Origin of the sequence: Sphingomonas prati (genome assembly GCF_014643515.1) — a bacterium.
Classification (GTDB): Bacteria; Pseudomonadota; Alphaproteobacteria; order Sphingomonadales; family Sphingomonadaceae; genus Sphingomonas_R; species Sphingomonas_R prati.
This window is the reverse complement of record NZ_BMJP01000001.1, coordinates 752156-770442: the sequence shown is the minus strand read 5'-3', so window position 1 is coordinate 770442 and position 18287 is coordinate 752156. Positions and strand designations below refer to the sequence as shown.

The window sequence follows — 18287 nt, the reverse complement described above, 5'->3', positions numbered from 1 at the left end:
GTCAGCCGCGCTCCTCGTCCAGGAAGCGGGCGACGTCCGATAGGTCGACGTCCGCGGCAAGGAAGGTACGGCCGATGCCGCGGGTGAGGATGAAGGGGAGCTTGCCCGCCGCCATCTTCTTGTCGTGCGCCATGTGGTCGACGAGCGCCGCGCCGGATGCCGTGACACTGGCGTCGCTGAGCCCGGCGGGGAGGCCGACGCGGCGGAGGTGGTCCGTGACGCGCGCCGCGTCCGCCGCGGGGCAGAGGCCGGTGCGGACCGAGTAGCGGTAGGCAAGCGCCATGCCGGCGGCGACGGCCTCGCCGTGGAGCAGGCGGTCGGAGAAGCCGGTGTCCGCCTCCAGCGCGTGGCCGAAGGTGTGGCCGAGGTTGAGGAGCGCGCGGACGCCGGCGGTTTCGCGTTCGTCGGCGGCCACGATCCGCGCCTTGGCCGCGACGCTGTGCGCGATCGCATGGGTGCGGGCGGCGGGGTCCCCGGCGAGCAGGTCGGCGACATGTGCGTCGCACCAGGCGAAGAAGTCGGGATCGTCGATCAGGCCGTATTTGACGACCTCGGCATAGCCCGCGCGTGTCTGACGGGCGTCGAGCGAATCGAGGACGGTCGGGTCGATCAGGACGTGCGCCGGCTGATGGAATGCGCCGACCAGGTTCTTGCCGGCGGGCGTGTTGATCGCGGTCTTGCCGCCGACCGAGCTGTCGACCTGCGCCAGCAGCGAGGTCGGTATCTGGACGAAGCCGCAGCCGCGCTTGACGATGGCGGCGGCGAACCCAACGAGATCGCCGATCACGCCGCCGCCGAACGCGACGATATGGTCGCTGCGTTCGACCCCCGCGGCGAGCAGGCGGTCGCAGAGCAGCGCCAGTCCCTGCCAGCTCTTGGTCGCCTCGCCGGCCGGCAGCACGACAGTCTCGGCGGGGCGGCCGAGACCGGCGAGCAGGCGGGGGAGTTGAGCCGTGGCGACATTCTCGTCCGTCACGACGATGATCGGGCGGGTGCCGAGCCACTGAGCGAGGCGGGGGCCGGCGGTGTCGAGTGCGTCGTCGGCAATCGCGACGTCGTAGCTGCGGTCGCCGAGTGCGACGGATATGGTGGTCATCTGCGCATGGCCTTTAGGATGGCGGTGACGGTGGCTTCGTGCGGCAACGGTTCGCTGCGGACATGGACCGGGGCGAGCGCGTAGATCGGGTTGCGGACCGCCGCCAGCTCGCCCAGCACGGTGCGCGGGTCGGCACCGGTGAGCAGCGGGCGGGTGCCCTGGCGACGCGAGACGCGTTCGGCCAGCACGTCGAGATCGGCATCGAGCCAGACGGCGGTCGCGCGCGCCAGGATGAGCGCGCGCGTCTCCTCGTCCATGAACGCGCCGCCGCCGGTGGCGAGCACGACGCGCCGGCCCTGGAGCAGCCGGCGGATCACGCGGCGTTCGCCGTCGCGGAAGTGCGCCTCGCCGAACCGCGCGAAGATTTCCGGGATCGACATGCCGGAGGCGCGTTCGATCTCCCGATCCGTATCGACGAAGCCGAGCCGCAGCCGTGCGGCGAGCCGGCGGCCGATCGTGGTCTTGCCGACGCCCATCAGGCCGACGAGCACGATGGTGGGTTCGCGCGCGTTCTCGACGCGCGGCGGCAGGATGAGGTCGGGGCGCGGGGCGGCGCGATCGTTCGGGCGATCGACCGGGCGTTCGGTCGTTCGGCTGGCCGCCCGGCGGGGCGGACGCCGCCTTTTCGGCTGGGGGCTTTCGGACATGACGGCGGGGCTATACACAAGCACGCGACCGCCGGCAAAAAAGGCCGGAGCCGGGGTATTTTTGATCATTCGGGACGATCTCTGTCATGTCGCGTAGCCTTATTCTCCTCATCGTGGGCCTGCTGGTCGTCGTCGGCATCGCCGTCGCGCTGGGATCGATGGACACCAAAATCGCGCCGAAGACGGTCGAAAAGGACATGCTGAATGAAGCAGCGGCGCAATAGCGCCCTGCTGGTCGGCGCGGCGCTGCTCAGCGTCGGGATCGCGATCGGCCCGACGCTCAGCCCCGCCGGCGGGCAGTCCGCGCCTGAGTCGATCCTGCCGCCCGGGTTCGGCGATACGCCCGCGCCGACGCCGCCGGCGGAGCGTCCAGCGCCGCGTCCGCGGCCGACCCCGGCTGCGCCCGGAACGCCGCTGACGCTGTCGCCGGCGGACCTGAACTTGGCACCGACCCCTGCGGCTGCGCCGGCGGCGGGCACGACGACGGTCGCGCCGGACGAGGGGACGGGCGACGCGATCGAGGAGGTCGACCCCGATGCGCCGCCGGAAGAGACGTTCGACGTGCCGGAGACGGCGCGCCGGCCGGTCGACGGGATCGGGCCGCTTGGAACCGGGCCGGAGGGGCTTGGCGCCGGCGAGTTCGGGCGCGCGGACGGGCGGTTCCTGTCCACGCTGATGCGCCGCATGAACGCGCCGATCGCATCGCGGTGGGGGCATATGCTGCTGCGCCGCGCGCTGCTGACCGCGACCGAGACGCCGGCGCGGCTGAACGGGGCGGACTGGGTGGCGGAGCGGGCGTGGCTGCTACTGCGGATGGGCGAGGCGGATGCGGCGCGGATGCTGGTCGACAGTATCGATGTCGACCAGTTTACGCCCAAGCTGCTCGCGGTCGCTGCGCAAGTGGCGCTGGCCAATGCGGACCCGGCGGCGCTGTGTCCGTTGCAGCCGATCGCGGCCACGATGAGCAAGGAGCCGATCTGGCCGATGGCGCGCGCGATGTGCGCGGGGCTGTCGGGCGAGCCGTCGCTGGCCAGCGCGCTGATCGATCAGGCGCGGCGCGGGGGCAAGGCGCGCGGGATCGACGTGCTGCTGGCCGAAAAGGTCGTCGGGGCCGGTAATAACGGCCGCCGATCGATCACGATCGAGTGGGAGGGCGTCGACGCGCTCACCGCGTGGCGGTTCGGCGTGGCGAGCGCGCTGGCCGTCCCGATCCCGGACGGGCTCTATAATTCGGTCGGGCCGCATGTTCGCGCCTGGGCCGCGCGCGCGCCGATGCTGGCACCGGAAGCACGCGTCGCGGCGGCGCGGACGGCGGCGCGGCTGGGCGTGTTTTCCAGCGCGACGCTTGTCGATCTTTATGGTGCCGTCGCGGATCGGACCGATGTCGAGGATCTGGACGGCACCGACGCCGGACGGTTGCGCACCGCCTATATCGGCGACCGCGCGGCGCGGCTGGGAGCGCTCAGCCTGTTGTGGGGCAATAGTGCGATCGGGGACGATGCCTATGCCGCGGACATCCTGACCGCGCGGGCGGCGGCCGGCATCGCACCGGGCGAGACGCCCGAGGCGCAGACGCGGCGGCTGATCTCCGCGATGTTCTCGGCCGGGCTCGACATCCAGGCGAATCGGTGGGCGACGGTCGTGGCGGACGAGAGCGGGCTGGATGCCGATGCGGCGTGGGCGATGCTGGCGGTGGGCGCGCCGCAGCCGGAGGTGGACCTGAGCGCCGCGCGGATCGAGGCATTCGTGGAGAGCGGCGGCGGGGGTGGGCCGACCAAGTCGCGGCTGCTGATCGCGGCGCTGGCCGGGCTTGGCCGGATGCCGGCGGACGAGCGTGACCGGCTGGGCACCGCGGCGGGGATCGACTTTCGCGCACAGGACAGTTTCACGCGCGTGCTGGACGCCGCGGCGGCGCGGGGCGAGGCCGGGACGGTCGCGATCCTGGCCGCGACGGGCATGCAGACGCCGAACTGGCAGGGTGTGCCGCCAGCGCATTTCTACCGCATTCTGACCGCGCTGAACCGCGTCGGGCTGGACGGCGAGGCGCGGATGATGGCGGCCGAGGCGATGGCTCGGTTGTGATAGCATGACGGACCGCGCGGTGTCCGACGCGGCGGCGATCGACCGGTTCCTGGAAATGATGGCGGCCGAGGCCGGCGCGGCGCGCAACACGATCCTGGCGTACCGGACCGATCTGGACGGCGCGTCGACGCTGCTCGGGCGGGCGCTGGTGCGGGCGGATGCGGGCGATCTGGGCCGGCTGGGCGAGGCGTGGCTGCCGCTGGCGCGGACCAGCGTGGCACGCAAGGCGGCGGCGTTGCGGCGCTTCTACCGGTTCCTGGTGGACGACGGCATCCGCGCGGACGATCCGTCCGATGCGCTGCCGCGGCCTGTGGGGGCCCGGGGTTTGCCGAAGGTGCTGGCGCGCGGCGATGTCGAGGCGTTGTTCCGGGAGGTCGCGCGGCGGATCGAGGATGGCGAGTGCGCGGCGCTGCGGCTGTCGGCGATGCTGGAGCTGCTCTACGGATCGGGCCTGCGCGCGACGGAGCTGGTGTCGTTGCCGTTGCACGCGGTGCGGCCGGACCAGCCTTACCTGATCCTGTCGGGCAAGGGCGGGGCGGAGCGGTTGGTGCCGATTTCGGACCGGGCGCGCGCGGCGGTGGCGGCGTGGCGCGCGACGTTGCCGGGTGGCATGTACCTGTTCCCGTCGCGGACCGGGCATGTCAGCCGGGTGCGGCTGTTCCAGCTGGTGCGCGAAGTCGGTGCGGCGGTGGGGATCGCGCCGGACCGGATCAGCCCGCATGTCCTGCGCCATGCGTTCGCGACGCACCTGCTGGAAGGCGGGGCGGACCTGCGCGCGTTGCAGGCGATGCTGGGCCATGCGGACATCAGCACGACGCAGATCTATACGCATGTCGACGGCGCGCGGCTGGTCGCGCTGGTCAATGCGCGGCATCCGCTCGTTGACGCGACCCGCCGCGGCGCTTAACCGCGCGACCTATGGTTGCTTTCCTCGATTTCGAAAAACCCATCGCCGAATTGCAGGCGAAGATCGTCGAACTGCGCGAAAGCGCGGTGGCCGGGACGATCGACATTGCGCCGGAGATCGCCAAGCTGGAGGCGAAGTCTGATGCGTTGCTGCAGCAGACCTATGCCAAGCTGACGCCGTGGCAGAAGACGCAGGTCGCGCGCCATGCGGAGCGGCCGCACTTCAAGGATTATGTCGCGGGCTTCGTCGAGGACTATATGCCGCTCTGCGGCGACCGCGCGTTTGCCGACGACAAGGCGATCATCGGCGGGTTCGGGCGGATTGGCGGGCGGCGCGCGATGGTGATCGGCCACGAGAAGGGCGACGACACGACGAGCCGGCTGCGGCACAATTTCGGGATGGCCAAGCCGGAGGGGTATCGCAAGGCGATCCGCCTGATGGAACTGGCCGACCGGTTCGGCCTGCCGGTTGTCACCCTGGTTGATACGTCCGGCGCGTTTCCGGGCATCCAGGCGGAGGAGCGTGGGCAGGCCGAGGCGATCGCCCGGTCGACCGAGGCGTGCCTGGCGCTGGGCGTGCCGATGGTGACCGCGGTGGTGGGCGAGGGCGGATCCGGCGGGGCGATCGCGCTGGCCGCCGCCAACCGCGTGCTGATGTTCGAACATGCGGTCTATTCGGTGATCTCGCCCGAGGGCTGCGCGTCGATCCTGTGGCGGACGTCGGACCGCGCGCCCGATGCGGCGGAGGCGATGAAGATCACCGCGAACGACCTGCTGCGCCTCGGCGTGATCGACCGGATCGTGCCCGAACCGATGGGCGGCGCGCACCGCGACCGGCCGAAGGCGATCGCCGCGCTGGCCGGAGCGATCGGCGAGGAGCTCGACACGTTGGCCCCATTGCGGCCGGACCAGCTGCGCACGGAACGGCGCGAGAAGTTTTTGCGGATCGGTTGAACTGGAAGAAGCTCCTCTTCGTAACGGGGTGAGGGCACCAGCTCCTCGATTGCAGCACTGCAATATTGGAGATGTCGGCCACACCCCAACCCCTCCTCTGAAGGAGGGGGCCGAGAAGAATGAAGAGGGAGCGTTTGTCATGAAGCCGATTTTCGCCGTGGCGACGTTCGCCGCGTTGATCGCGACCGCCGGATACGGGGTCAGCCAGACGAGCAGCATTTCGGCGAGCGACAAGGCGACGGGGGCGAAGGCGAACCCGCAGCTTCTGGCCGAATATGGCGGGACCTATGCGGGGCCGCAGGCGGCGTATGTGACGCGCGTCGGGCGGCGGATCGCGGTGCAGTCGGGCCTGTCCAACTCGCAAGCGGATTTCAACATCGCGCTGCTCAATTCGCCCGTGAACAACGCGTTCGCGATCCCCGGCGGCTATGTCTACGTCACGCGTCAGCTGACCGGGCTGATGAACGACGAGGCGGAGCTGGCGTCGGTGCTGGGGCACGAGGTGGGCCATGTCGCGGCGCGGCATGCGCAGAAGCGGGAGTCGAAGAGCCGGCGCAATTCAATCCTGGGCGCGATCGGTCAGGTGCTGGTCGGTGCCGTCGCGGGTGATTCCGGGTTCGGCGATATCCTGTCGCGCGGCGTGGGCACGGGCGCGCAGCTGCTGACGCTGCGCTACAGCCGGTCGCAAGAGATCGAGGCGGACGATCTGGGCATCCGTTATCTGGTCGGGGCGGGGTACGACCCCTATGCCGCGTCCACCATGCTGGCGTCGTTGCAGGCGCAGACGAACCTGGATGCGGCAACGCAGGGCGGCGAGAACCGCGGCGTGCCGGCATGGGCGAGCACCCATCCCGACCCCGGCGCGCGTGTTGACAATGCCCGGAAGGTCGCGGCGCGGCTGGCGGGCGGGAAGCCCGAGGGGACGGGGGCGCGCGGGCGCGATGCGTTCCTGACGGCGATCAACGGGACGCTGTACGGCGACGATCCGGCGCAGGGCGTGGTGGAAGGCACGCGCTTCGTCCATCCGGCGCTGCGCATCGCGTTCACCGCGCCGCAGGGCTTCGCCGTTTCGAACGGGACGCAGGCGGTGACGGTGAGCGGCACCGGCGGCAAGGCGCAGTTTGCGGGCGGTGCGATGGGGGCGGGCGGACTGCCGGCCTATGTCGATACGGTGCTGCGCGGGGTGGGGGCGCAATCCGGGGCGCCGCGCGATGCGGTGCGCGCGACGACGATCAACGGGTTCGCCAGCAGCGTGTTTTCGACGACCGCACAGACGCAGAGCGGGTCGGTGGATGTCTCGGTCGTGGCGTATCAGGCGACCCCGACGTCGGCCTATCATTTCGTGACCATCACCCCGGCGGGGCAGGGGCTCGGGCCGTTTTCCTCGATGGTGCAGTCGATGACGCGGCTGACCGCGGCGCAGGCGGCGGCGGTGAAGGCGCGGCGGATCCGCGTGGTCACGGTGGCGGCGGGCGACACGATCGACACGCTGGCGCGGCGGATGGCCTATTCCGATCGGCAGCGCGAGCGGTTCCTGGTGCTGAACGCGCTTGAGGCGCAGGATCGCCTGACGCCGGGCAGCAAGGTCAAGCTGGTCGTCTACGGATAGCGGACACGAAAAAGGCGGCGGGATCGCTCCCGCCGCCTTTCGCGTCGTAACGATCAAAGACCGATTATTACTGGGTTTTGATCTTCACGTTGTCGGAGACGTTCGTGAACGTGTCGTTCAGGTTCGAGCCCAGGCTGCTCATCGCGGTGATGGCGGCGACGGCGATCAGCGCGGCGATCAGGCCGTATTCGATTGCGGTGGCGCCCTTGGAGTTCTTGAGAAGCTTGCGGATCATGATCATCGAGCGTTCCTTTCGTAGCAGTTTGAAAACTATGCCGTTTGCCCGCTGTCCCCCCGGTGTGCGGGTCAGCTAGCGACTCTCTAGCTGCGGGCGGTTGCGAAATGCTTAAGGACGTAATGGATTTTTCGGAGGGCGGGGATCAGCGCTTCAGGACCTCGGTGGTCACATAGTCCCACATCGTTGTGGTATTGCCCGCAAGCGCACCGATCGCGCCAATGACGATCAACATGACGAGCGCCAGGATCAGGCCATATTCAACCGCGGTGGCGCCGCGCCGGTCCCGCCATATCGTCCAGACGATTCGCATAATTGCCCCTCTTCGGCCGCCCGGGGGCGGTACCGCGCCAGAGTAACGCGGCCGGGTTAACAGTCCTTGCAAGGGTATCGAACACATGACGACGACAATGCAGGTGGCGGCGGCGGCGCTGATCGATCGCGACGGCCGCGTGCTGGTGCAGCAACGCCCGCCGGGTCGCGCGATGGCGGGCCTGTGGGAATTTCCGGGCGGCAAGATTGAACCGGGCGAGACGCCGGAGCAGGCGCTGATCCGCGAACTGCGCGAGGAACTGGCGATCGACGTGACGGCGGCGTGCCTGGCGCCGGCGTGTTTCGCCAGTGCGCCGCTGGGGGACCGGCATCTGTTGCTGCTGCTGTTCGTGTGTCGGAAGTGGTCTGGTGTGCCGGTGCCGCTGGAGGCGACCGCGTTGCAGTGGTTGCGGCCGGTGGCGCTGCACCGATTGGCGATGCCGCCGGCGGATCGGCCGTTGATCGGGTTGCTGGAGGCTTTGGTTTAGGGTTGCTGCCCAGACCCGTTTGGTTCGAGCTTGTCGAGAACTCAGTGCCAAGTTCTCGACAGGCTCGAACCAAACGGGGTGGGGGGCGACATTAACAGACGACGTTCCAGAGACGAGGTTGGCTTCACGGCTTCGCTCGACGGGTCCCTCGACTTCGCTCGGGATTGACGGTTCTTCTAGCTTCTGCCTGACTTACAGCACGTACTTGCTCAGGTCCGTGTCCCGCGCAACTTCCGCGAGCTGCGCTTCGACGTAGGCAGCGTCGACCACAACACTTTGTCCGATCCGGTTTTCGGCGTCGAAGCTGACCTCTTCGAGCAGCTTTTCCATGACCGTCGACAGGCGGCGGGCACCGATGTTCTCGATCTGGCCGTTCACTTCCGCGGCGATGCGGGCGATCGCGGCGATGCCGTCTTCGGTGAAGCTGACCTCGACGCCTTCGGTCGCGATCAGCGCGCGATATTGCTCGGTGAGCGAGGCGCGGGTCGAGGAGAGGATGCGGACGAAATCGGCCTCGGTCAGCGCCTTCAGTTCGACGCGGATCGGCAGGCGGCCCTGCAGCTCGGGCAGCAGGTCGGACGGCTTGGCAACGTGGAACGCGCCGCTGGCGATGAACAGGATGTGGTCGGTTTTCATCGGGCCGTATTTGGTGGCGACCGTCGTGCCCTCGATCAGCGGCAGCAGGTCGCGCTGGACGCCTTCGCGGCTGACGGAGCCGCCGCGGACGTCGCTGACCGCGATCTTGTCGATCTCGTCGAGGAAGACGATGCCGTTTTCCTGCGCGTCGTGCAGTGCGACGCGGCTGACCTCGTCCTGGTCGAGGCGCTTGTCGGCCTCCTCCTCGACCAGCTTGGTCCAGGCGTCGGCGACGGGCAGCTTGCGGCGCTTCAGCTTGGCACCGCCGAACGCCTTGCCCATCATGTCGGACAGGTTGATCATGCCCATCTGGCCGGGCATGCCGGGGATCTCCATCTGCGGGCCAGCGCTGTCCTCCAGCTCCAGTTCGATCTCCTTCTCGTTCAGATGACCGTCGCGGAAACGCTGCGTGAAGGAGGCGCGGGTGGCCTCGCTGGCGTCCTTGCCGACGAGTGCGTCGATCAGGCGGGCGAGGGCGGCTTCCTCGGCCTTGTCCTTGACCGCGAGGCGGCGGCGCTCCTTTTCGAGGCGCACGGCCTCCTCGACCAGGTCGCGGGCGATCTGTTCGACGTCGCGGCCGACATAGCCGACCTCGGTGAACTTGGTCGCCTCGACCTTTACGAACGGCGCGTCGGCGAGCTTGGCGAGGCGGCGGCTGATCTCGGTCTTGCCGCAGCCGGTGGGGCCGATCATCAGGATGTTCTTGGGCGTGACCTCGTCACGCAGGTCCGCGCCGAGCCGCTGGCGGCGCCAGCGGTTGCGGAGTGCGACCGCGACGGCGCGCTTGGCGGCGTCCTGACCCACGATGTGGGCGTCGAGTGCGGCCACAATGGCCTTCGGGGTGAGCGCGTCGTTCATTTCGATCTCCCCCCTCCCGCAGTAGGGAGGGGCAGGGGTGGTGGCGAGCGGGCCGGCATAAGGCGCGATGGCGGCGTCAGGCTGGCTGCGCGTCCTCGATGCTCTCGATGGTGAGGTTGCCGTTGGTGAAGACGCAGACCTCGGCGGCGATCGCCATGGCCTTGCGGGCGATCTTTTCGGCATCCTGTTCGTAGTCGATCAGCGCGCGGGCGGCGGCGAGCGCGAAGTTCCCGCCCGACCCGATCGCGGCGACGCCCATCTCGGGTTCCAGCACGTCGCCATTGCCGGTCAGGATCAGCGTCACGTCCTTGTCCGCGACGATCATCATCGCCTCGAGGTTGCGCAGGAACTTGTCGGTGCGCCAGTCCTTGGCGAGTTCGACCGCGGAGCGCAGCAGCTTGCCGTGATGCTGTTCCAGCTTGCGCTCCAGCCGTTCGAACAGCGTGAAGGCGTCCGCGGTGGCGCCGGCGAAACCGGCTATGACGGAGCCGTCGCCCAGCCGGCGGACCTTGCGGGCATTGGGTTTCATGACGGTGTTGCCCATCGAAACCTGTCCGTCGCCCGCCACGATCACCTTGCCGTCGCGGCGGACCGACAGGATCGTCGTTCCATGCCAGCCGATTTTGTCTTCGTGCATATCATCCGTCCGTTGTGTCGGCCGGATATGGGAAGGGTGAGGCCGACCGCAATGCGGACGTGTTGTCCACCGCGACGTGGCGCTGATGGACGGGGTGTGCTTCGGGATCGACCGCCATGCGGTGCCGGTCTTGCCGGTGCGGGGGAGAGTTCTGGTCGGGGCGACAGGATTCGAACCTGCGACCCTTAGACCCCCAGTCTAATGCGCTACCGGGCTGCGCCACGCCCCGACCTAGGCGGCGGGCATTAGGCGGGATGCGGGGGCGATGCAAGCACGATGCGCGGGGGCGGGGCACGACCAAGGTGGAAAGCCGCGCGGCATTGCGTGATCCGCCGCGAACATGATAGGCGCGCGCTTTCCCAAAGCGGGCGGCCGACCGGTCGCGCCCGCTGACCATGCCGGAACCCAGCTCCATGTTCGCATCCCCCGCATACGCCCAGGCAGCCGGCGCACCCGCAGCGGGTGGTGGTGGCCTGTCGGCCATCCTGCTCCAGGCGGCGCCGCTGCTGTTCATCTTCGTCATCTTCTACTTTTTGCTGATCCGTCCGCAGCAGACCCGGATGAAGGCGCATCGCGCACTGGTCGAAGGCGTGCGGCGCAACGACACGGTCGTCACCGCAGGCGGCCTGATCGGCAAGGTGACCAAGGTGGACGAAGCCGAGGTCGAGGTGGAGATCGCGCCGAACACGCGCGTCCGGGTGATCAAGGCCACGCTGACCGAGGTCCGCCAGGCCCCCGGTTCCAAGCCTGCCAACGACTGACCGACAGATGCTCGATTTCCCGCGCTGGAAGATCTGGTCGATCCTCCTGATCCTGGCCCTCGGCGTCGCGTTGGCGATCCCGAGCCTGATCGGCGAGGCCAATTCGCGCCGCGTCGGCTTGGGCGGCATGCCGCGCATCAACCTCGGGCTCGATCTGTCGGGCGGCAGTCACCTGTTGCTCGAAGCCGATACGACCGACGTGGTTCGCCAGCGGCTGGGCCTGAAGGAGGAGGAAGTGCGCAGCGAGATGCGGCGCGCGTCCCCCCGGATCGCGATCGGCGACATCTCGACGCAGGGCGGCAAGCTGGAATTCATGGTGCGCGACGTGGCGCAGCTCGACGCGGCTGTTGACCGGGTGCGCGGGCTGACCAATGCGGTCGGCGTGACCGGACAGCGCGACTGGGACGTGACGGTCGTCGATTCGACGCGGGTCGTGATGACGCCGACCGCGGCGGGCATCAAGGATGCGGTCGACAAGGCGATGGACACCGCGACCGACGTGGTGCGCCGCCGGATCGATTCGCTCGGCACGCGCGAACCTTCGATCGTGCGCGAAGGCGACGACCGGATCGTGGTGCAGGTGCCCGGTCTGCAGGATCCCGCCGCGTTGAAGGCATTGCTCGGCAAGACCGCCAAGCTGGAATTCAAGCTGGTCGACATCACCGCCAATCCGGTGGACGTCGCGCAGGGCCGCGCACCGGCGGGCAGCCAGGTGCTGCCCTATCCGGGTAGCCCGGGCGGGTTCATCGCAGTGCAGCGCCGCGCGATCATCACGGGCGACCAGCTGACCGATGCGCGCCAGGAATTCGACCAGACCGACAATCAGGCGGTCGTGGCGATCACGTTCAACGGCGACGGCGGCCGGCGTTTCGCCCGCGTGACGCAGGACAATGTCGGCAAGCCGTTCGCGATCATTCTGGACAACAGCGTGCTGTCCGCGCCGAACATCGAAACCGCCATCCTCGGCGGGCAGGCGCGGATCTCGGGCAGCTTCACGACCGAAACCGCGAACGCGCTGGCGATCTCGCTCCGTTCGGGTTCGCTGCCGGTGGACCTGAAGGTGATCGAGGAGCGGACCGTCGGGCCGCAGCTTGGCGCCGATTCGATCCGCGCGGGCATCATCGCATCGACGATCGCCGCGCTGGCGGTCATCATCTTCATGTTCGTGACCTATGGCCGGTTCGGGTTCTACGCGAACATCGCGGTGACGCTGAACATCTTCGTCATCCTGGGCGTCATGGCGTTGCTGAACGCGACGCTGACGCTGCCCGGGATCGCCGGGTTCGTGCTGACGATCGGCACCGCGGTCGACGCCAACGTGCTGATTAACGAGCGCATCCGTGAGGAACGGCGTCGTGGACGCAACGTCGCGCAGGCGGTCGAACTGGGGTACAAGGAAGCGAGCCGCACGATCTTCGAGGCGAACGTCACCCATGCGATCTCGGGGCTCATCATGCTGCTGCTCGGGTCGGGGCAGGTGAAGGGGTTCGCCGTCGTGCTGCTGCTCGGCATCGCGACGTCGGTGTTCACCGCGGTTACCTTCACCCGCATGCTCGTCGCGTTGTGGATCCGCCGCAACCGTCCGTGCGACATCAATATCTGATCGGGGCGTTGCCATGCGTTTGCTGAAACTCGTCCCCGACAACACCAATATCGGTTTCGTGCGCCTGCGTTACTGGGCGTTCGGGCTGACCGCTGCGCTGACGCTTGCCGCCTGCGCGCTGGTCGGGATCAAGGGGCTGAACCTGGGCGTCGATTTCGTCGGCGGCCTGATGATCGAGGCCAAGTTCGTCCAGCCGCCGGAAATGGACAAGGTGCGTGAATCGATCGATTCGCTGGGTGTCGGCGATGCCGCGCTTCAACAGTTCGGCGCGCCGAACGTCGTGTCGATCCGCCTGCCCCCGCCGCCGAGCGCTGACCCGGCCGCGAACAACGCGGTGGTGGCCAAGGTTAAGGCGGCGTTGCTGCGCGATTACCCGGGCATGGTGTTCACGCGCTACGACACGGTGTCGGGCAAGGTTTCGAACGAGCTGATCCGCAACGGCGTGCTGGCGGTCGTGCTGGCGGTGTTCGGGATCGCGCTGTTCGGTGCGTTCCGGTTCGAATGGCAGTTCGGTGCGGCGACGTTCGTGTCGATCGCGCACGACGTGTTGATGACGCTGGGCTTCTTCGCGCTGACGCAGATGGAGTTCGACCTGAACATCGTCGCGGCGGTGCTGACCATCATCGGCTATTCTATCAACGACAAGATCGTGATCGACGACCGCATCCGCGAGAATATGCGCAAGTATCGCAAGATGGACATGAAGGCGCTGATCGACCTGTCGGTGAACGAGACCCTGCCGCGGACCGTGATGACGTCGCTGACGATCATGCTGGCACTCGGCGCGCTGCTGATCTGGGGCGGGCAGGTGCTGCGCGGCTTCTCCGCGGCGATGCTGCTGGGGATCGTGGTCGGGACCTATTCGTCGATCTACGTCTCGTCCTCGCTTCTGATCACGCTGGGGGTGGGCAACCGCAACCGCGAGGATGATGTCGCCAAGCCGACCGGCCGCAACGCGAATGCCGAGCGGGTCGGGCCGCGGAGCTGACGCGATGCGGATGGAGCGCGACCCCGAGGCGACCGGCCCGCTGATCCGCGGCTTCTCCGGCCGGGGATACCGGGTGGACGACCGCGTGCATGACGGCGGGATGCTGCTGACCCCCGAGCGGGCGGTGGACTGGGTCGCGCCGGCGGTGGACCAGTTGACGATGGCGGACATGGCCGAGGCGCTGGCGCTGACGCCGCTGCCGGAGTTCATTTTGCTCGGCACCGGCGATACGTTGCAGCGGCCGCCGGTGGACCTCATCCTGGCGCTCGAGGCGCTGGGTGTAGGGATGGAGCCGATGGACAGCCGGGCGGCGGCGCGGGCCTGGGGGTTGCTGCGGGCGGAGCAGCGCTGGATTGCGGCTTTGCTGTATCCGCTGAACTGACGTCCTTTGCTTCCCCGTTTAGTTCGAGCCTGTCGAGAACCCTGCGCGGAGTTCTCGACAGGCTCGAACCAAACGGGCTGGGGGGCTTCGGGTAGATACGGGCGCAGCGTTTTAGGCGGTGTTCCCTTCGTGGGCATTCACCAGTCCGCGAAGATGCGCTTCGAGTTGTGTGGCGTTGCGCTCCCAGGAGAAGGGCTGGGCCGCTGCCCGCGTGTCTTCCCGCCGGGGTGGATCGGCGAGCAACGCGCGGATGGCGTCGGCGAAGGCGGCGGGTTCGCGAGCGACGAGGCGGCCGGCGGCGGGGCGGTCGATGACTTCGCGGGCGCCGCCGACGTCGGTGGTGACGACCGGGACTCCGCAGGCGAGCGATTCGACCCAGACGTTGGCGAGCCCTTCGGACGCGGTGGGCAGGACGAACAGGTCGGCGGCCGCGAACAAAGCAGGCAGGCTGGCGTGGGCGACGTTGCCGAGGAAGCGGACGCGCTCGGCGACGCCGGATTGCGCGGCGGCGCGTTCCAAGGCGGCGCGGTCGGGCCCTTCGCCGGCGAGCAGGAGGGTCGCGCCGGGGACCCAGGCGAGTGCGCCGATCGCGATTGCCTGCCCCTTGCGCGGGATGAGATGGCCGATCGAGAGCAGCACCAGGCCGGACAGGCCGAGTGCCGACTTTGCCGCGGCGCGGTCGGCGATGGTGAAGCGGTCCTGATCGACGCCGGTGTGGTGGACGGCGATCCGGTCGGCGGGCATGCCGGCGGCGATCATGTCGGCGCGGAGCGGGCCGCTGACCGCGAGCAGCCCGGCAGCGGCGCGACCGGCGGCGGCGACCTGGGTGCCGCAGCCGCGGCGGGTGCCCCAGTAGTGGATGTCGGCACCGCGGGCCTTGATCGAGACGGGTACGCCGAGGGACGCACCGAGCCGGACCGCGGCGGGACCGTCGGGCCAGAAAAATTCCGCGTCGATGATGTCGAAGGGGAACTCGGCGTACAGCCGCCGGAGGAGGGGGAGCAACCGCGTGGCGAGAAGCGTGGGGGCCAGAGCCGCGCCCGGGCCGGGGATGACCGGAAAGCGGGGACGGAGGATGTCGAGGCCGCCGCGGACCTCGCGCGTCGGCAGGGTGCGCAACGCGGCGTAGCGCGCGTGACGCGACAGCAGGGGCGGGATGCCGATCGGCGCGACGACGCGGACCGAGACGCCGGGGCGGGCGGCCAGGCCCTGCGTCTGGCGTTCGACGAAGCGGCCGAACGCCGGGCGGGTGTCGTCGGGGAACAGCGTGGAGAGGGTCAGGACGCGCATGATCCGACCGGTATGGCAGACGCATCCTACCAAAGCGAAAAGGCTGCGCGGCGAGCGGAAATGCGCGACCACGATGCCCTCTTTGCGGGGCGCGTCGGCTAAGCTACAGAAGAAGTCATGCGTTTCATGTCCCGCCCGCTCGCCATCGGTCTTGTCGCCGGTCTCTCCCTTGCCGTTACCGGCTGCGCATCGGGGGGGAAGGGCAAGGCGGACACCAGTTACGTCGCGCGCGACGTCGACACGCTGTACAACGCGGCGAAGATCCGGCTGGACCGGAAGCAATACAAGCAGGCCGCGATCCTGTTCGATGAGGTCGAGCGGCAACATCCCTATTCCGCCTGGGCGCGGCGAGCGCAGCTGATGAGCGCGTTCAGCTACTATTTGGCACGCAGCTATCCCGAATCGATCCAGTCGTCGCAGCGTTTCCTGTCGATCCATCCGGGTAACAAGGATGCGCCCTATGCGCTGTACCTGATCGCGATCGATTATTACGAGCAGATCCAGGACATCACGCGCGACCAGAAGATCACCAGCCAGGCGCTCGATGCGCTGGGCGAGCTGATCCGGCGTTATCCCGACACGCAATATGCGGCCGATGCGCGCTTGAAGATCGATCTGGTGCGCGACCATCTGGCGGGCAAGGAGATGGAGATCGGCCGGCTGTACCAGCGGCGTGCTGACTGGCTGGCGTCGGTGATCCGGTTCCGCAAGGTGATCGTCGATTACGACACGACCAGCCATGTGCCCGAGGCGCTGGAGCGATTGACCGAGAGCTATCTGGCGCTGGGCGTGCCGGAGGAGGCGCGCAAGTCCGCCGCCGTGCTGGGGGCCAACTACCCCGGTTCGGAATGGTATGAGCGCGCGTACAAGCTGATCCAGACCAAGACGCCGAAGGTCTGATCGGTCGCGCGGGGCCTGACGGCGGCACCGCGCGCGCGATGGGTTCAAATCGGGAACATTCGGCGCTACATGGGAGCGGCATGCTGTCGTCCCTCTCCATTCGTGACGTCGTCCTGATCGAGGCGCTGGACCTGGACTTCGAGTCCGGGCTGGGTGCGCTGACGGGTGAGACGGGCGCGGGCAAGTCGATCCTGCTCGATTCGCTTGGGCTGGCGCTGGGCAAGCGCGCCGAAAGCGGGCTGGTGCGGCAAGGCGCGACGCAGTCGGTGGTCACCGCGACGTTCGAGGTGCTGGCGTCGCACCCGGCGATGGTGGTGTTGGCGGAGAACGGGTTCGAGGCGGAGGCGGGCGAACCGCTGATGATCCGGCGGATCGTGAAGGCGGACGGCGGGAGCCGGGCGAGCATCAACGATCAGCCGGCTTCGGCGGGGCTGCTGCGCGAGATCGGCGCGATGCTGGTCGAGATTCACGGGCAGCATGACGACCGCGGGCTGCTGAACCCCAAGGGGCATCGCGATCTGCTCGACATGTTCGGGCGGGTCGATTCGCGGCCGCTGGGGGCGGCGTATCGCCGGTGGCGCGCGGCGGAGGAGACGCTGGCGTCCGCGCGGGCCGAGTTGGAGACGGCGGAGCGTGACCGCGAGTGGCTGGAGCATGCGGTCGGCGAGTTGACCAAGTTCGGCGCGGAGCCGGGCGAGGAAGAGGCGCTCGCCGAGGAGCGCGGCGCGATGCAGAAGGGCGCGCGGCTGGCGGACGACCTGGCGGCGGTGAACGATCATCTCGACGGGTCGCAGGGCGCGATCGCGAATCTCCGGCAGGCATCGCGGCGGCTCGACCGGTTGGCGCCCGAACATCCGATGCTGGCCGATGCGCTGGCGGCGATGGACCGCGCGGTGATCGAGGCATCGGAGGCGGAGGATCATCTGAACGCCGCGCTGGGCGACATGGCGTTCGACCCGAACCGGCTGGAACTGGTCGAGACGCGGCTGTTCGAGTTGCGTGCGCTGGCGCGAAAGCACCGCACGACGCCCGATGCGTTGGCGGAGTTGACCGTCGAGCTGGAGGGGCGGTTCGCGCGCATGGAGGCGGGCGGTGCCGGGATCGCGACGCTAGAGGCGGAGACGCTGGCGGCGCGGACGGCCTATGCCGATGCGGCGGCGACGCTGAGCGCGATGCGCGAACTGGCGGCGGCGCGGCTCGATGCGGCGGTGGCGGGCGAGTTGGCGCCGCTGAAGCTCGATGCGGCGCGGTTCCGGACGGTGGTGGAGCCGCTGGCCGAGGGCAGCTGGGGTCCGGCGGGGCGTGACCGGGTGGAGTTCGAGATCTCGACCAATCCGGGTGCGCCGTTCGCGCCGCTGGTGAAGATCGCTTCGGGCGGGGAGCTGTCGCGCTTCATCCTGGCGCTGAAGGTCGCGCTGGCGGAGGAAGGTGGCGCGGGCACGATGATCTTCGACGAGATCGATCGCGGGGTCGGGGGTGCCGTGGCGTCCGCGATTGGCGAGCGGCTGGGGCGGTTGTCGCGGAAGGCGCAGCTGCTGGTGGTGACGCATAGTCCGCAGGTCGCGGCGCGGGCGGACCGGCACTGGCTGATCGCCAAGCGGCACGACGGGATCGTGACGCGGACTGGTGTTACTGCGCTCGATGCCGGGGAGCGGCGTGAGGAGATTGCGCGGATGTTGTCGGGGGCCGAGGTGACCGAGGAAGCTCGGGCTCAGGCTGCACGGCTGTTGGAGCGGTAAGGGTTAGGCTTCGGCGATCGTTCTAGGAAAAAGCGACAGGCTTACGCTTCCCTCGCCACGGACGTTTCCCCGCGGAGGCGGGGGTCCAGGTCGGACACATGACCGACGTTGGTTTCCGAGACTTAGCTGGATCCCCGCGTCCGCGGGGATGCTCGAAAGTTGTC

General features: G+C 68.9%; 19 protein-coding genes and 1 tRNA gene. 12 read left to right on the top strand and 8 right to left on the bottom strand.

The annotated features are described in order from the left end of the window. Nucleotide 1: 1 nt before the first annotated feature. Nucleotides 2-1096: a 3-dehydroquinate synthase gene (aroB, locus tag IEX50_RS03460; protein WP_157175643.1), complete on the bottom strand. Its 1095-nt coding sequence runs from the start codon at nucleotides 1094-1096 to the stop codon at nucleotides 2-4. Next, nucleotides 1093-1743 carry a shikimate kinase gene (locus IEX50_RS03455; protein ID WP_157175644.1) on the bottom strand — a complete coding sequence of 217 codons (651 nt, stop codon included), beginning with the start codon at nucleotides 1741-1743 and terminating at the stop codon, nucleotides 1093-1095. Before IEX50_RS03455 ends, aroB begins: the two co-directional genes overlap by 4 nt. A gap of 86 nt (nucleotides 1744-1829) precedes the next feature. Between IEX50_RS03455 and IEX50_RS03450 the strand changes: the two genes are divergently transcribed. From IEX50_RS03450 to IEX50_RS03430, 5 genes are all read left to right on the top strand, one after another. Further along, complete coding sequence (locus tag IEX50_RS03450) at nucleotides 1830-1967, top strand: hypothetical protein (protein WP_184075177.1); 138 nt, start codon at nucleotides 1830-1832, stop codon at nucleotides 1965-1967. Further along, nucleotides 1948-3825 (top strand): hypothetical protein, encoded by a 1878-nt coding sequence (locus tag IEX50_RS03445; protein WP_157175645.1) that lies wholly within the window; start codon nucleotides 1948-1950, stop codon nucleotides 3823-3825. The genes IEX50_RS03450 and IEX50_RS03445 overlap by 20 nt, the downstream gene beginning before the upstream one ends. Before the next feature lie 4 nt (nucleotides 3826-3829). Next, nucleotides 3830-4732, top strand: a complete 903-nt coding sequence (locus IEX50_RS03440; protein ID WP_157175646.1) for a tyrosine-type recombinase/integrase — start codon at nucleotides 3830-3832, stop codon at nucleotides 4730-4732. Nucleotides 4733-4743: 11 nt separating this feature from the next. Beyond that, nucleotides 4744-5685, top strand: a complete 942-nt coding sequence (locus tag IEX50_RS03435) for an acetyl-CoA carboxylase carboxyltransferase subunit alpha (protein ID WP_157175647.1) — start codon at nucleotides 4744-4746, stop codon at nucleotides 5683-5685. 139 nt (nucleotides 5686-5824) lie between these two features. Then, nucleotides 5825-7294: a M48 family metalloprotease gene (locus IEX50_RS03430; protein WP_157175648.1), complete on the top strand. Its 1470-nt coding sequence runs from the start codon at nucleotides 5825-5827 to the stop codon at nucleotides 7292-7294. Between the two features lie 67 nt (nucleotides 7295-7361). On the opposite strand, the gene IEX50_RS03425 is transcribed toward IEX50_RS03430, so the two are convergent. After that, a complete protein-coding gene (locus IEX50_RS03425) occupies nucleotides 7362-7535 on the bottom strand; it encodes a Flp family type IVb pilin (protein WP_157175649.1) in 174 nt (57 codons plus the stop codon). Nucleotides 7536-7674: 139 nt separating this feature from the next. Continuing rightward, nucleotides 7675-7842, bottom strand: coding sequence for a Flp family type IVb pilin (locus IEX50_RS03420; protein ID WP_157175650.1), 168 nt, complete (start codon nucleotides 7840-7842; stop codon nucleotides 7675-7677). An 85-nt stretch (nucleotides 7843-7927) separates the two neighbouring features. Between IEX50_RS03420 and IEX50_RS03415 the strand changes: the two genes are divergently transcribed. Beyond that, entirely contained in the window at nucleotides 7928-8329 is a 402-nt protein-coding gene (locus tag IEX50_RS03415; RefSeq protein ID WP_157175651.1) for a (deoxy)nucleoside triphosphate pyrophosphohydrolase, read from the top strand. Between the two features lie 192 nt (nucleotides 8330-8521). Here the strand turns inward: IEX50_RS03415 and hslU are convergent, their stop codons facing one another. From hslU to IEX50_RS03400, 3 genes are all read right to left on the bottom strand, one after another. After that, nucleotides 8522-9823, bottom strand: coding sequence for an ATP-dependent protease ATPase subunit HslU (hslU, locus tag IEX50_RS03410; RefSeq protein WP_157175652.1), 1302 nt, complete (start codon nucleotides 9821-9823; stop codon nucleotides 8522-8524). Between the two features lie 76 nt (nucleotides 9824-9899). Beyond that, nucleotides 9900-10460 carry an ATP-dependent protease subunit HslV gene (hslV, locus tag IEX50_RS03405; protein ID WP_157175653.1) on the bottom strand — a complete coding sequence of 187 codons (561 nt, stop codon included), beginning with the start codon at nucleotides 10458-10460 and terminating at the stop codon, nucleotides 9900-9902. A 152-nt stretch (nucleotides 10461-10612) separates the two neighbouring features. Continuing rightward, nucleotides 10613-10689 (bottom strand) — tRNA-Pro (locus tag IEX50_RS03400). A 184-nt stretch (nucleotides 10690-10873) separates the two neighbouring features. On the opposite strand from IEX50_RS03400, the gene yajC reads away from it, so the two are divergent. The 4 genes from yajC to IEX50_RS03380 are packed head-to-tail and all read left to right on the top strand — an operon-like array spanning nucleotide 10874 to nucleotide 14194. After that, nucleotides 10874-11221, top strand: coding sequence for a preprotein translocase subunit YajC (gene yajC / locus IEX50_RS03395; protein WP_157175654.1), 348 nt, complete (start codon nucleotides 10874-10876; stop codon nucleotides 11219-11221). A 7-nt stretch (nucleotides 11222-11228) separates the two neighbouring features. After that, nucleotides 11229-12824 carry a protein translocase subunit SecD gene (gene secD / locus IEX50_RS03390; protein WP_157175655.1) on the top strand — a complete coding sequence of 532 codons (1596 nt, stop codon included), beginning with the start codon at nucleotides 11229-11231 and terminating at the stop codon, nucleotides 12822-12824. A 13-nt stretch (nucleotides 12825-12837) separates the two neighbouring features. Then, the gene (gene secF, locus IEX50_RS03385) at nucleotides 12838-13812 is read left to right on the top strand and encodes a protein translocase subunit SecF (protein WP_157175656.1); all 975 of its coding nucleotides are present in this window, start codon (nucleotides 12838-12840) and stop codon (nucleotides 13810-13812) included. Nucleotides 13813-13816: 4 nt separating this feature from the next. After that, the gene (locus tag IEX50_RS03380; protein WP_157175657.1) at nucleotides 13817-14194 is read left to right on the top strand and encodes an Mth938-like domain-containing protein; all 378 of its coding nucleotides are present in this window, start codon (nucleotides 13817-13819) and stop codon (nucleotides 14192-14194) included. 111 nt (nucleotides 14195-14305) lie between these two features. Here IEX50_RS03380 and IEX50_RS03375 read toward each other — a convergent pair whose 3' ends face one another. Continuing rightward, nucleotides 14306-15484 carry a glycosyltransferase gene (locus IEX50_RS03375; protein WP_157175658.1) on the bottom strand — a complete coding sequence of 393 codons (1179 nt, stop codon included), beginning with the start codon at nucleotides 15482-15484 and terminating at the stop codon, nucleotides 14306-14308. A gap of 117 nt (nucleotides 15485-15601) precedes the next feature. On the opposite strand from IEX50_RS03375, the gene IEX50_RS03370 reads away from it, so the two are divergent. Both IEX50_RS03370 and recN read left to right on the top strand, forming a co-directional pair. Next, the gene (locus tag IEX50_RS03370; RefSeq protein WP_157175659.1) at nucleotides 15602-16384 is read left to right on the top strand and encodes an outer membrane protein assembly factor BamD; all 783 of its coding nucleotides are present in this window, start codon (nucleotides 15602-15604) and stop codon (nucleotides 16382-16384) included. Nucleotides 16385-16464: 80 nt separating this feature from the next. Further along, on the top strand, nucleotides 16465-18123 hold the full coding sequence (recN, locus tag IEX50_RS03365; RefSeq protein WP_157175660.1) for a DNA repair protein RecN: 1659 nt from the start codon (nucleotides 16465-16467) through the stop codon (nucleotides 18121-18123). Nucleotides 18124-18287: the final 164 nt, after the last annotated feature.

Bases quoted from the DNA above. Each gene is read 5' to 3' on its own strand.
- IEX50_RS03435 (WP_157175647.1), top strand. From the start codon at position 4,744: ATGGTTGCTTTCCTCGATTTCGAAAAACCCATCGCCGAATTGCAGGCG.
- IEX50_RS03455 (WP_157175644.1), bottom strand. From the start codon at position 1,743: ATGTCCGAAAGCCCCCAGCCGAAAAGGCGGCGTCCGCCCCGCCGGGCG.
- secD (WP_157175655.1), top strand. From the start codon at position 11,229: ATGCTCGATTTCCCGCGCTGGAAGATCTGGTCGATCCTCCTGATCCTG.
- IEX50_RS03420 (WP_157175650.1), bottom strand. From the start codon at position 7,842: ATGCGAATCGTCTGGACGATATGGCGGGACCGGCGCGGCGCCACCGCG.
- IEX50_RS03425 (WP_157175649.1), bottom strand. From the start codon at position 7,535: ATGATCATGATCCGCAAGCTTCTCAAGAACTCCAAGGGCGCCACCGCA.
- IEX50_RS03440 (WP_157175646.1), top strand. From the start codon at position 3,830: ATGACGGACCGCGCGGTGTCCGACGCGGCGGCGATCGACCGGTTCCTG.
- IEX50_RS03450 (WP_184075177.1), top strand. From the start codon at position 1,830: ATGTCGCGTAGCCTTATTCTCCTCATCGTGGGCCTGCTGGTCGTCGTC.
- yajC (WP_157175654.1), top strand. From the start codon at position 10,874: ATGTTCGCATCCCCCGCATACGCCCAGGCAGCCGGCGCACCCGCAGCG.
- IEX50_RS03415 (WP_157175651.1), top strand. From the start codon at position 7,928: ATGACGACGACAATGCAGGTGGCGGCGGCGGCGCTGATCGATCGCGAC.
- hslU (WP_157175652.1), bottom strand. From the start codon at position 9,823: ATGAACGACGCGCTCACCCCGAAGGCCATTGTGGCCGCACTCGACGCC.
- IEX50_RS03380 (WP_157175657.1), top strand. From the start codon at position 13,817: ATGCGGATGGAGCGCGACCCCGAGGCGACCGGCCCGCTGATCCGCGGC.
- recN (WP_157175660.1), top strand. From the start codon at position 16,465: ATGCTGTCGTCCCTCTCCATTCGTGACGTCGTCCTGATCGAGGCGCTG.
- hslV (WP_157175653.1), bottom strand. From the start codon at position 10,460: ATGCACGAAGACAAAATCGGCTGGCATGGAACGACGATCCTGTCGGTC.
- IEX50_RS03375 (WP_157175658.1), bottom strand. From the start codon at position 15,484: ATGCGCGTCCTGACCCTCTCCACGCTGTTCCCCGACGACACCCGCCCG.
- IEX50_RS03370 (WP_157175659.1), top strand. From the start codon at position 15,602: ATGCGTTTCATGTCCCGCCCGCTCGCCATCGGTCTTGTCGCCGGTCTC.
- secF (WP_157175656.1), top strand. From the start codon at position 12,838: ATGCGTTTGCTGAAACTCGTCCCCGACAACACCAATATCGGTTTCGTG.
- IEX50_RS03430 (WP_157175648.1), top strand. From the start codon at position 5,825: ATGAAGCCGATTTTCGCCGTGGCGACGTTCGCCGCGTTGATCGCGACC.
- aroB (WP_157175643.1), bottom strand. From the start codon at position 1,096: ATGACCACCATATCCGTCGCACTCGGCGACCGCAGCTACGACGTCGCG.
- IEX50_RS03445 (WP_157175645.1), top strand. From the start codon at position 1,948: ATGAAGCAGCGGCGCAATAGCGCCCTGCTGGTCGGCGCGGCGCTGCTC.